12 protein-coding genes are annotated in these 12,730 nt (G+C 39.2%); 11 read left to right on the plus strand and 1 reads right to left on the minus strand.

All coding sequences use genetic code 11. The features are described from left to right. Positions 1 to 236 precede the first annotated feature (236 nt). The 9 genes from IEV36_RS13995 (at position 237) to hisC (ending at position 8,706) form a co-directional block, all read left to right on the plus strand. Positions 237 to 830: a type II secretion system protein GspG gene (locus tag IEV36_RS13995; RefSeq protein WP_005256083.1), complete on the plus strand. Its 594-nt coding sequence runs from the start codon at positions 237 to 239 to the stop codon at positions 828 to 830. Positions 831 to 1,031: 201 nt separating this feature from the next. Beyond that, the gene (locus IEV36_RS14000; RefSeq protein ID WP_005256085.1) at positions 1,032 to 2,480 is read left to right on the plus strand and encodes an RNA polymerase factor sigma-54; all 1,449 of its coding nucleotides are present in this window, start codon (positions 1,032 to 1,034) and stop codon (positions 2,478 to 2,480) included. Between the two features lie 169 nt (positions 2,481 to 2,649). Then, a complete protein-coding gene (hpf, locus tag IEV36_RS14005; protein ID WP_004655596.1) occupies positions 2,650 to 2,991 on the plus strand; it encodes a ribosome hibernation-promoting factor, HPF/YfiA family in 342 nt (113 codons plus the stop codon). 138 nt (positions 2,992 to 3,129) lie between these two features. Beyond that, positions 3,130 to 3,381: a BolA family iron metabolism protein IbaG gene (gene ibaG, locus IEV36_RS14010; protein ID WP_004655594.1), complete on the plus strand. Its 252-nt coding sequence runs from the start codon at positions 3,130 to 3,132 to the stop codon at positions 3,379 to 3,381. 6 nt (positions 3,382 to 3,387) lie between these two features. Then, complete coding sequence (gene murA / locus IEV36_RS14015; protein ID WP_005256093.1) at positions 3,388 to 4,647, plus strand: UDP-N-acetylglucosamine 1-carboxyvinyltransferase; 1,260 nt, start codon at positions 3,388 to 3,390, stop codon at positions 4,645 to 4,647. Beyond that, positions 4,644 to 5,333 (plus strand): ATP phosphoribosyltransferase, encoded by a 690-nt coding sequence (hisG, locus tag IEV36_RS14020; RefSeq protein WP_004774987.1) that lies wholly within the window; start codon positions 4,644 to 4,646, stop codon positions 5,331 to 5,333. Before murA ends, hisG begins: the two co-directional genes overlap by 4 nt. Positions 5,334 to 5,476: 143 nt before the next feature. Beyond that, the gene (locus tag IEV36_RS14025) at positions 5,477 to 6,139 is read left to right on the plus strand and encodes a DUF4272 domain-containing protein (protein ID WP_005256095.1); all 663 of its coding nucleotides are present in this window, start codon (positions 5,477 to 5,479) and stop codon (positions 6,137 to 6,139) included. A 130-nt stretch (positions 6,140 to 6,269) separates the two neighbouring features. Continuing rightward, positions 6,270 to 7,559 carry a histidinol dehydrogenase gene (hisD, locus tag IEV36_RS14030; protein WP_005256098.1) on the plus strand — a complete coding sequence of 430 codons (1,290 nt, stop codon included), beginning with the start codon at positions 6,270 to 6,272 and terminating at the stop codon, positions 7,557 to 7,559. A gap of 61 nt (positions 7,560 to 7,620) precedes the next feature. Next, positions 7,621 to 8,706, plus strand: a complete 1,086-nt coding sequence (gene hisC, locus IEV36_RS14035) for a histidinol-phosphate transaminase (protein ID WP_005256101.1) — start codon at positions 7,621 to 7,623, stop codon at positions 8,704 to 8,706. A 17-nt stretch (positions 8,707 to 8,723) separates the two neighbouring features. Here hisC and IEV36_RS14040 read toward each other — a convergent pair whose 3' ends face one another. Beyond that, positions 8,724 to 10,067 (minus strand): anthranilate synthase component I family protein, encoded by a 1,344-nt coding sequence (locus IEV36_RS14040; protein ID WP_005256103.1) that lies wholly within the window; start codon positions 10,065 to 10,067, stop codon positions 8,724 to 8,726. Positions 10,068 to 10,592: 525 nt separating this feature from the next. Between IEV36_RS14040 and filA the strand changes: the two genes are divergently transcribed. Together filA and filB are read left to right on the plus strand one after the other, a co-directional pair. Continuing rightward, a complete protein-coding gene (gene filA, locus IEV36_RS14045; RefSeq protein WP_005256105.1) occupies positions 10,593 to 11,585 on the plus strand; it encodes a putative pilus system protein FilA in 993 nt (330 codons plus the stop codon). A gap of 270 nt (positions 11,586 to 11,855) precedes the next feature. After that, the gene (gene filB / locus IEV36_RS14050) at positions 11,856 to 12,689 is read left to right on the plus strand and encodes a putative pilus system C39 family peptidase FilB (protein ID WP_005256106.1); all 834 of its coding nucleotides are present in this window, start codon (positions 11,856 to 11,858) and stop codon (positions 12,687 to 12,689) included. Positions 12,690 to 12,730 lie beyond the last annotated feature (41 nt).

Raw genomic sequence — 12,730 nt, forward strand, 5'->3', positions numbered from 1 at the left:
AAACCTCTTAGCGCTGATGGTAGTGTGGCACTTGCCATGTGAGAGTAAGTCATCGCCAGCTTTTAAATCTAAACACCCCTAACCTTACGGTTAGGGGTGTTTTTTTGTGCGCGTTAAAAATAAGAACAAAAAACATAATGTGTTAGAAGTATTGACCTAATTGGTTAACTTTTATGAGGGGGAGGAGATTATTCTATTTATAACTAAAACATAAAGATAACTATGAGATAAATCTAATGGTTGATATTAATGTAAATGAAAAGCCAAATAAATTGGGTGTTTTCCCTTATGTAATTGCAGCAATATCATTTATACCTGGTATTGGTGTTATCTTTGGAATTATTGCTGTTATTTGGGGAGTACTAACTAAAAAAAGTGGTGGCAAAGTACTCGCGATTATTGGTGCTTGTGGTATTGGTCTTAGTATAGTTCTTTATGGTTCGCTCTTTTACTTTGGTTTTGTTCAGCGCGGAGGTTTATATGATGAATTGCGCGCTCAATCAAGTCAAATAGCTATGACATCATTAGTTCAAGCAATTGAATTTTATAAAGTAGAGAATGGTCATTATCCAGATTCGCTGGAAACATTAAGTCAGTCCTTGCCAGAAAATAGTCCAGTTTTTGTGTTTGACGCTACTGATGTTTCATGGAGTAGTTCACCACGCTATTACCATTATGAGTTAAAAGATTCCTCTCATTATTATTTGCTCAGTGTGGGGCAGGATGGAGAACCTTATACAAGTGATGATATTTTACCGAACATCGAGCTAAAGCCAGATAGTAAAATTGGATTGATTTTTCATGAAAGTAGTACAGGCGCTACTTTATAGCTCTTAAATATATTATTGTTTAAAAAGCGAGTGTTTTAAATATTCTGTACGAGGAAGCAGAAAGGTCATTTTCCTCGTGATCTATATATTGACTCACTCAGTCAAAAAGAATGTAATTTTCCTTGTATGCGTAAACATTACTTTATGTTATAAATATTTTTATAGGCATGTTTTTTGCTTATCTTAATAAAAGGAAAGACTATGAAATTATCTGTTGGATTGAAAGTTGCGAACAGTTTATCGTTGACTCCTCAATTACAACAGGCCATACGTCTTTTACAACTCTCAAGTCTAGAACTCGAACAAGAAATTCAAATCCAGTTAGACAGCAATCCCTTACTTGAAAAAATTGAAGATATTAGCTCAACTGAAAGTCTTTCGAGCTTAGAAGCAAAAGAGACTGGGGACTTAACGACTGAGCTGAATGCTGATCATCTTCCCAATGATTTACCTGTAGATACTGAATGGGATGATATTTATACGCATCAATCAACTGCTTTGGCTTCACCAGAATACGAAGAAAGAGAAGACAATCGTCAAGCACAGATGAGTTTGAAAGAGCATATTTTAGATCAGGTCAATCTTTTGCATTTTTCGACTGTAGATAAGCTCATTGCTTATTGCATTGTTGATTCTCTGGATGATAAGGGATTCTTGGATGCTGAGCTGGGTGATATTGTGCTCGCAGTTACTCGATTATTAGAAGAAATGGAGAGTGTGGAAGAAGTTGAAGAAGATGAAATCATTGTTGTTTTAAAACACATTCAACGTTTAGATCCGATAGGTGTTGGCTCAAGAAACTTAGCTGAATGTTTGAAAATTCAGCTTGAAACAGTGCATGAGAAAGTTCCTTATTTGGCAGAAGCTAAGAATTTATTGAAATATTATGAGCTGCTTATTTCCAATGATTTGAACAAATTATTAAAGCAAACAGGTTTATCTAAAGAGCAATTAAAAAGTGCTGTTGATTTACTCAAGACTCTAAAACCATATCCTGGCTTAGAGTTTAACCAACAGGAATCTGAATACCAAGTCCCTGATGTAGTGGTGTCGAAGAGAGATCAACATTGGCAAGTGCAGTTGAATCCAGACATTCTTCCTAAATTACGGATCAATTCATTTTACTCAGGCATGATTCGTCGTGCAGATCAAAGTGATGATAATGTTTATTTACGCAATCAAATGCTGGAAGCCAAAAACTTTATCAAGAGTATTGATGAGCGCCATAAGACTCTATTAAAAGTTGCAACCTGTATTGTTGAGCATCAACGCGCCTTTTTGGAGCAAGGTCCAGAGGCAATGAAGCCTTTAGTGCTCCGCGATGTAGCAGAAGAAGTTGAGTTGCACGAATCGACTGTCTCACGAGTAACGACCAATAAATATATGCTGACGCCACGTGGTTTATTCGAATTGAAATATTTCTTTTCAAGTCATGTGGGAACGACGACGGGTGGTGAAGCATCATCGACTGCGATCCGCGCCATGATCAAAAAACTGGTTTCAAATGAAAATCCACGTAAGCCTTTGTCGGATAATGTAATTGCTGAGATGCTGAAAAATGAAGGGATTGAAGTGGCTCGGCGGACGGTTGCGAAATATCGTGAATCGTTACATATTCCTTCATCTTCTGAAAGAAAAGTCTTGATCTAAATTTTAAGGTGTGACTATTCTATTGGTTCATTATTACGGAATAATGAATTTTTTTAATGATCACTAGAGGAATCGCTGAAATGATTTAATGGATATTGAACCACTGATGTGCATTAAATTTGCTTAAGCGATTTTCTTGTATCCTGAGAAAAAGGTGAGGGATAGAATTATGCAAATAACAATTCGTGGACACCATTTAACCATTACACCAGCAATTGAAGAAAATATAAAAGAAAAGTTTAGTCAAATGACCAAGCATCTAGATCAAGTGAATAGTATGCAAATCAAACTGGCTAAAGATCATCAGATTGACAAGCGTTCACACAAGGGAAGTGCAAACCATATTGCTGAAGCAATTATACGTTTGCCGGGGGTGGAACTGTTTGCGCAGGCGACAGCCGATGATATGTATACTTCGATTAGAAAATTGACCGATAAATTAAAACGTCAGCTTGCTAAACATAGAAAAATCCAGTGTTCTTATCAGCATGAACTGGCACTTTTGAGTTAATTTTTATTTTTATAAAAGAGGCTTTTTGTGGAGCCTCTTTTTTTTATTGATAAAAAAAGAAACTGCTTACTGAATTATGTGAAAAAGTTATAGTAAAATAGCTCGTTTTACACCAATGGTTGTATAAGAGGTCTTGGAATGAATAGTGAGCAGCTCACGCAAATTTTAAAAGAAGCTTTCCCTGAAGCAGAAGTAGCGGTGAGCGGACAAGCTGGCAAATTTGACCTGCGTATTGTTGATGATCAGTTTGAAGGTAAACGTACCGTTGCTCGTCAACAATCGGTTTATGCACCTCTAAATTCTTATATCGCGAGTGGTGAAGTTCACGCAGTAACAATTCGCGCAATGACAAAAGACGAATGGCGCAAAGCAAGCCTTTTCGGAGCTTAAATATTAATGGATAAGTTTTTAATTACGGGCGGTGTTAAGCTCGAGGGTGAAGTGCGCATTTCTGGTGCTAAAAATGCAGCATTGCCTTTACTTGCAGCAATGATTCTTGCTGATTCTCCGATTACATTGACCAATGTACCAAACTTAAAAGATGTAAATACATTGGTTAAGTTGATTGCTGGTCTTGGTGTGACCATGAGCTACGAAGGTGAAACCGTTTGTGCTGATGCTTCGACATTAGACAACCAGTTCGCGCCTTATGAGCTTGTACGAACGATGCGTGCATCTATTCTGGTGCTTGGCCCTTTATTGGCGCGTTATGGTAATGCAAAAGTATCATTACCTGGTGGTTGTGCGATTGGTTCACGTCCCGTTGATCAACACTTAAAAGCTTTAGAAGCTTTAGGTGCGCATATTGAAGTAGAAAATGGTTATGTACATGCTTCGGTTGATGGTCGTTTAAAAGGTGGTGAAGTTGTTTTTGATATGGTCACCGTTGGCGGTACTGAAAACATCTTGATGGCTGCGGCTTTGGCTGATGGTGTGACCACAATTCGTAATGCAGCGCGTGAACCAGAAATTACCGATCTTGCGCAAATGCTGATTAAGATGGGTGCCAAGATTGAAGGTTTGGATACAGATACGCTAGTGGTAACGGGTGTAGAAAGTCTGCATGGCTGTGAATACGCTGTGGTTGCTGACCGTATTGAAACGGGTTCATATTTAGCTGCTGCTGCCATTACGGGTGGCCGGGTGAAAACCACCCATACCGATCCTACATTGTTAGAAGCGGTGTTGGATAAGTTTGAAGAAATGGGTGCGGAAGTTACGCGTGGTGATGACTGGATCGAACTGGATATGCAGGGCAAACGTCCAAAAGCCGTGAGTTTCAGAACGTTGCCTCATCCTGAATTTCCAACAGACATGCAGGCTCAATTGATGGCGGTAAATGCCATTGGTCGTGGTTTTGCAACGATTTCTGAAACGATTTTCGAAAACCGTTTTATGCATGTTCCAGAACTTTCACGTATGGGTGCTAATATTCAGGTTGAAGGACATGATGCGGTCGTTACAGGTGTGGAAACACTTCAAGCTGCACCTGTCATGGCGACAGATTTACGTGCTTCATTTTCACTTGTTTTAGCTGCTTTGGTTGCTGAAGGTGAAACACTGGTTGACCGTATCTATCACATTGATCGTGGCTACGAACATGTGGAAGAAAAATTGCAAAGTTTAGGCGCTCAGATTAAGCGAGTAAAAGGATGAATGACTTAAGAAACGATGATCCAAATTTTGACGTAATGGGCAATTTTGATCATGGTTTAACTTTAGCACTCAGTAAAGGTCGTATCTTAAAGGAAACTTTACCTTTGCTTGAAAAAGCGGGGATTAATCTACTTGAAGATCCAGATAAATCACGTAAATTGATTTTCCCTACGACACACAAAAAAGTCCGTATTTTGATTTTACGTGCTTCTGATGTTCCGACCTATGTTGAGAATGGGGCGGCAGACTTTGGTGTAGCGGGTAAAGACGTATTGATGGAACATGGCGCACAACATGTTTATGAGTTGCTTGACCTGAAAATTGCCAATTGTAAGTTGATGACGGCGGGTAAAGTCGGTATGGAACGTCCAAAAGGCCGTTTAAAGATCGCGACTAAATACGTCAATTTAACCCGTCAATATTATGCAAGCCTCGGTGAGCAGGTAGATGTAATTAAACTATACGGATCAATGGAGCTTGCTCCTTTGGTTGGTTTGGGTGATTACATTGTCGATGTGGTTGATACAGGAAATACTTTACGTGCCAATGGCTTAGAGCCGTTAGAAGAAATCTGCAAAGTTTCTTCACGTTTAATTGTCAATAAGGCAAGTTTTAAACGTAAACAAGCGGTTTTAAATCCGATTTTGACACAACTTGAAGAAGCGGTTAAAGCACGTCAAAACTGATCTTTGTACATTAAATTAAGAAACCGTTCTCATGAGCGGTTTTTTTTTACATTCTAATATTTGTGTGGAAGACATAACACCTTTGTTTCTGACCTGAGGCTATGTTAAAAAAGCTTATGGTTTGTTGAAAATGTACAGGAACAATGAAAAATCCAGAGCAGCGTAAACAAGAATCTATTCTAAAATTAAAAACCAAAGCCATACCTTATATCGACTGGTTGCCACATATTGAGTCAAGTGATGACGTGATCCAGCGCTCCGCTGAACACATTGCCAAACGTGCTATTGCATGTTTGCTTATGATTCAAGTTGCATCTGATCTGGATCGTGATCAATTTGATCAAGAAACGGAAGATTTTATTGTCGATCTACTCAATAAATTTGAAGTCGCTGATGAATTAACTGTTAAAGAAAAAAATATATTGAATAGAAGTGCCGCACAGCAAGATATCGTCAATATGATCTGGAAGTATGAAGCATATTGGGTATTACTGTGGGCGCTGGGCATCGTCGATGAACTGAAATATCCAGATGAAATCGCGGATTGTGATTTTGCAATTGAGGTCGTATCTCGTTGTCGCTCATTGCAGGAGTTTATGCAACAGTTGAAATTAAGAGATATTGAAGAGATTCTGGATGAGGCAGATCTAATCTATCGTTATGATTGGGCATGTGTTGATGCACGCTTAAAACAGCAGAATGCACCTGCAAATTTAAATGCTTCTATAGTTTTGGAGCGACATGGTGCTTTAAATTGGCTGATTCAAGCGGATGCGGATTGGGATAATCCTGATGTAAGTACTTAAAAATTATAAAATTGTGAGGATTAAAAGTTTTTTCCTATAAAAGCAGCGGAAATGCTGATGTTATCTTACCCACAAGTGTGTTGAAAAAGAGTAAACTTAGCGTTCTCTTTTTCGCCTTGTGGGTAAATTGATGCGACGTTTATCGACTCAGGATCAAAATTTTAAACAGACTTTTGCTGAACTTCTAGCATTTGAAACCGTTAATGATCCTCAATTAATACAAACTGTAGATCAAATTATTGCTGATGTTCGTCAGCATGGTGATGATCATGTGCTTAAATTAACGCAGCAGTTCGATCGACATCCAGCGCATCAATTCTCTGATTTAGAACTGACTCAGGCACAGCTTAAAACTGCATTTGATGGTTTAAGTGTAGAAATCCGTGAAGCATTAGAACTTGCTGCAAAACGTATTCGTTCTTTCCATCAGGCACAAAAACAGGAAGGTTGGACTTATGTCGATGATCTGGGGAATACTTTAGGTCAGAAAGTTACGCCACTGGATCGTGTTGGAATTTATGTACCGGGTGGATTAGCCTCTTATCCGTCATCTGTACTTATGAATGCTTTGCCAGCACATGTCGCGGGTGTCCCTGAAATTATTATGGTGGTTCCTGCGCCAAATGGTGAGTTGAATCCATTGGTATTAGCAGCAGCCTATTTGGCAGGGGTGAGCCGTGTGTTTACCATCGGTGGTGCGCAGGCTGTTGCAGCATTGGCTTATGGAACACAAACTATTCCTGCGGTTGACAAAATTACGGGACCAGGTAATCGATTTGTAGCAGCCGCAAAACGTGCGGTCTTTGGACAAGTCGGTATTGATATGATTGCTGGGCCTTCGGAAATTTTAGTCTATGCCGAAGGTGAAAATAATGCTGAATGGTTAGCGATGGATGTGTTATCTCAAGCCGAGCATGACACCGTTGCGCAAGCTATTTTCATTACCCCAGATGAAGCATTATTAAATGCAGTTGAAGCAGCGATTGAAAAACATTTAAGTGAATTGCCAAAAGCAGAAATTGCCAGAACCTCGATTCAAAATCGCGGTGCATTGGTGCTGGTAAAAGATCGTGCAGAAGCGGTTGAACTGATTAATCAGGTAGCACCAGAGCATTTGGAATTGTGTCTTGATGATGCTGAGTTGATGAGTCAGGACATTCGTCATGCAGGGGCAATCTTTATGGGGCGTTATACGCCAGAAGCCATTGGTGATTATTGTGCGGGGCCAAACCATGTCTTGCCGACATCGGGGACAGCACGTTTTTCTTCACCACTTGGTGTTTATGATTTCCAGAAGCGTTCTAGCTTGATCATGTGCTCTGAAGAGGGTGTGAAAAGCTTGGCAAAAGCAGCCGATGTTCTGGCAGTGCAAGAAAATCTTGATGCTCATGCGCGCTCAGCCCGTTATCGTTACCAATAACCGATTCAAAGATTGATAGGGGCTAGTTAGCCCCTTTTTTAGGATAAATGAGAGTAGAACAATGACGTTTACAGCAGAACAAATGCGTTTTTGGAGTCCAGAGGTCCGCGAATTAGAACCTTATGTACCGGGTGAGCAGCCTAAGATTCAGAACTTACTTAAACTCAATACCAATGAAAATCCATATCCGCCATCACCAAAAGTGGTGGAGGCTGTACAAGCAGTTTTAACTGAACAAGCCGATGCCTTACGTCTATATCCAGATCCAGATGCAACCGCTTTAAAACAGGCAATTGCCAAGCAGCAGCAGGTTGATGTGGCTCAAGTGTTTGTCGGCAATGGTTCGGATGAAGTATTGGCACATATTTTTAAAGCTTTTTTTATCCAGAAAGAGCCGATTCTTTATCCAGATATTACTTATAGTTTTTATCCTGTTTATAGCCAGTTCTTTGCAACACAAACCAAGCAAATTCCTTTGAATGAAAAATTCGAAATTGATGTATCGGATTATGAACAGGAAAATGGCGGTATTATCATCACCAATCCAAATGCGCCAACCAGTATCGCGCTTGGTTTAGATGAGATTGAGCAGGTACTCAAGGCAAATCCAGATCGCGTGGTTGTGCTTGATGAAGCTTATGTCGATTTTGGTGCTGAGTCAGCGGTGCAATTGGTCAGTCGCTATGAGAATTTAGTCGTTTGTCAGACCACTTCGAAGTCACGTTCACTTGCAGGCTTACGTGTTGGTTTTGCGATTGCACAAGCACATTTGATTGCGGCACTTGAAGCAGTCAAAAATAGTTTTAATTCTTATCCAATCGATCGTTTTGCGATTGCTGCAGCGGTGGCTTCATTTGAAGATCAAGCTTATTTTGAAGCGCAATGTGCCAAAGTGATTGCAAGCCGAGAAAAACTGGTGAGTGATCTTAGTTCTTTAGGTTTTGATGTATTGCCATCGAAAGCCAATTTTATCTTTGCTACGCATCCTCAACACGACGCTGCTCAACTGGCTCAACAATTGCGTGAGCAGGGAGTTATTGTGCGTTATTTCAATAAGCCGCGAATTAATCAATTTTTGCGTATCACGATTGGTACCGATGAACAAAACCAGCGTCTAGTGGATACCCTTAAAACGCAAATTTTATAAATCTGTATTGAGGTTTGCTATTCAGAAGCCTGCCATGTATTGAGCAAATCAAGCATGGCAGAAATTTTATCAAAGCATTCCTGATATTCGGCTTCCGCATCAGACGCAATTGTGATGCCGCCACCCGCCCACATCGATAATTGGTCCTGATATTTTTGAATACTGCGAATCAAAATATTCCAACTGCCCGTACCATCGAAATTAAAATAGCCTAAGCTACCACAATAGGCACCACGCGGAGCGCCTTCGAGTTCTTCAATGATTTGCATGGCCCGAATCTTTGGTGCGCCGGTAATTGAACCACCAGGCAGGGCAGATAAGAGCATCTGCATGGGATTGATGTCTGCTTTTAAGGTCGCTGTAATCTCGCTCACCATATGATGAACCTGATTAAAGCTTTCAATTTCAAAAAGTTTGGTAGTTTCAACAGAACCTGTTTCAGCATAGACACTGAGATCATTACGTAAAAGATCTACAATCATGACATTTTCAGCTTGATCTTTTTCAGAGTGACTGAGTTTATCTTTTGATATCTGATCTTGTTGGGGATCATCAAAGCGCGGCATTGTGCCTTTGATTGGACGCGTTTTAATTTTTTTGTTGGCCTGAAACTCAATAAATAATTCAGGCGAACAACTTAATAGTTCAAAATCCTGTATTTTGAGATAGCCGGCATAAGGTGCGTGGGTAAGTTCCCACAATGGATTGGCGCGACTTAAAAGTGACCCTTGCGCATATGCTGTAAATTCTTGAGTTAAATTAATTTGATAACAGTCGCCTGCTTTAATATATTCCTGTACCTGATGAAAAGCATTTAGATATTCTGGTTTTGACCAACGGGCTTGGCACTTTTCAAGTAGACAAAGTGCTGGTGGCATTTGAACAGGTTGATTGATGAGATCAGAGATCTGCTTAAAGATGAGTTCGGCCTGATGATCATCGCTGTGAAAATACCAAGCATTATTCTCAAACTTTAAAAAAGTCGAATACTGACCTAAGAAAAAATCAGGTTGATCGCGTCCATTCACTTCAACAAATTGATTTGCACTAAAGTCATAACTGAAAAAGCCAATATAGCCACCACTAAAAGCTGCTGTATTTGATGACTTTGGCGTAGATTTAAACGTTGAAAAAGCGGTAAGTGAAGAAGCCTCTAATCTTATTTGATATTGATTAAATTGAGTTTGATGAAATTGTTTTAATTCTGATTGTTGGAAAATGAGAAACTCTTGGGGTAAAAACGCAATAACAGGGACATGATGGTCATATAAATAAACAAGACCCGTTAATTCATTAAGCTGGGCAAGAAGGTCAAATGCAGAAGTGAGTTGCGTGTTAAGCTTTTGCTGAAAATATGACATAAAAACGGAAATACTTGCAGATACATTTGGAGGGAGGAATTGTACTACATTCAAAAAATCCCGACCGATATTTATGGCCCGATGAGATGAAAAACCAGCAGTTTTGGGAAAAGGGTGAGAACTGATTTTTGCTTTGTTAGTCTGATTGATATTAAAATCAATTTAATGATTAAGAATGAGTTTTTGTTTACACTTGTAACAACACTATTGGGAGTGGATAAACGGATAGTGAGTAGAAATTAATCTTTGATTATGTAGGATAAAAATTAAAAATAAATAATAATTACATGTGGTTATGAGCTAATGCTAAAAAAACGTTAATTGAGTGATTTATATGCCGTTTGTCGGGTTGTGCTCAAAAAGCGGTTAACAGGAGTTGAACATAAAATAACAAACAGGTAATTTAGTAATTGCTAAGCGAACTACTCAAGGATTGGAAGTTCTAGTTGTCATTAATAAAAAAACGACCGTGGACAGTTTAGAGTAGTGAAAGTCAAAAAATAAATGCTCTTGGGAGAGTGCTCAATGAAAATGTTTACTAAACTTGTTTTAGTTTCTTCAATGGCGATTAGCGCAAATGCAATGGCTATGCAGTCAATGGATGATGCTGCACTAAGCGCTGCAACAGGTCAAGATGGTCTTAATATCGGTATCGGTATTTCTAAAATCGAAATCGAAAAAGTTTTAATTCATGATAACGATGGTTTAGCGACAACTGCTGGTGGTACGGGTGAAGCTGGTGCGATCGTCATTAAAGGAAACGGTACTGGCGCTACAGCGACAAATGGTATTGTAATTACAGCGCCAATGAACGCAGCTGGTACAGCGCTAGATACTTCTCGTGCTTTAGCATCTCATAACCTTGCTGATTTAGTGATTGATACAGACAAAGGTACGGGTACAAATGGTGCATTCCTGAACGTTGCTGCGGCAGTTTCTGGTCTAGATATTTACGTGGGTGAAATTGGTGTATCTGGCTCAAATGCTGCAAGCACAACTTCAGTGCGTCGTGGTAATGATGATGCAAACTACAATGCAATTTTATCAGGCTTAACTGTTAAAACTGGTTTAACAAGTGCGAATATCCAATTAGGTGCTGCTCCACAAGGTGCAATGATTGTATTGAATACAACAATGCAAGGTGGTTTAGAGCTTCAAGATCTTGGTATCGTAGATAGTTCAACTAAACAAGGTACAGGTGATGGTACTACGGGTAACCGTGCTGCTGGTCAAATCTACCTTGATAGTATCAAAGTTTCTGATGCATCAGCTGCTGACTTAACTGTCAATGCAAAAGTAAGTGTGGTGGGTAAAGAAGGTACAAATAACGGTTATTTACGTATCATTACAGGTTCTGGTGATTCAACTCCAGCAACTGATGTATACATCAAAGGTGTACATTTAGGTAGCAGTGAAGCTAAGTCAATTGGTGACGTTGAAGTACAAGGTCTACAAACTTACTACAACAACGGTACAGCAAACGTGAAAGGTTCTATGATCACAATTTCTGGTCACTAAGTTTCCTTCAAAAAAAAGCGCACATGGTGCGCTTTTTTTTATTTTAAATATCGATAATCAAAGCAAAAAATAAGAAATGTTGTGATGATCACAATAGTTTATTAAAACTTTACTTAATTCTATTTTTCATTACATTTCGTCAAAAAAAACTAAAAAAAAGCTGTTTTTTTCTATAAAAAAAGGTATCTTCAACAGACAGGGATGTAGTGTTTTTAAACACTAAAATAAAACGAATAAGGCAAGTTGTGCCATAGTTAGAAAAAGAGACTTATGTTAGAGATCGCTTTAGGCTCAGCATTGATGTATTACTTTACAACGCAAGCCTTTGAAATTGAGAAAAAGCCAGAGGGGACTGTTCATTACACAGAAACTCTCGATTCCCGTAATCCTTCATTTACTCGTAATCATCGCGAAGCCGTGGTGATTAAGCCTGCTGTTGAAGATCAATTCAGGGGAATTGTACGTCAAGCTTACGACTATAGTTGCGGATCTGCAGCCTTAACTACGCTATTAAATGGTTATGGTGGTTTGCGCTTGACTGAACAACAGACGATGACCGGTTTGCTTCAATATGGTGAGTATCAACGTATCATCGAGCGTCGTAGTTTCTCCTTGTTAGATATGAAACGTTTCGTTTCAGCATTGGGGCTAACAAGTGGTGGTTACCGTGGCGAGTTTTCTGATCTAACTGCTTTGAAGCAACCTGCAATTGTTCCTATTACCTATGCGGGTTTTAAACATTTTGTAGTATATAAAGCATATAAAGATGGAAGAGTTTATGTCGCTGACCCAGCCTTAGGCAATATCAGTTTTGACGAGATTCGATTTAAAGAAATCTGGGATAACAATACATTATTTATTGTTGATATACCTCAACAGTACCAAAAGAATTTATTGGCACTTCAAGATTCCGATATGCGTCATGTGGAAGATGCAACTGTAAATCGATATGCGCTTGCTGACATTCAATATCCAACGCAACAGTTTGAGAAACTTGCAGACAAGGGCTCAACAATGCGCCGAGTATTGGATACGAACTCTACATCAGATACTTACAATCAACCAATTACGACGTATATGCGCTTATATTACAAGCGGAAATAGTTAATAAAAATCAGTAAAATTAATGTAATAGGATGCAAAGT

Source organism: Acinetobacter vivianii (genome assembly GCF_014635885.1).
GTDB lineage: Bacteria > Pseudomonadota > Gammaproteobacteria > Pseudomonadales > Moraxellaceae > Acinetobacter > Acinetobacter vivianii.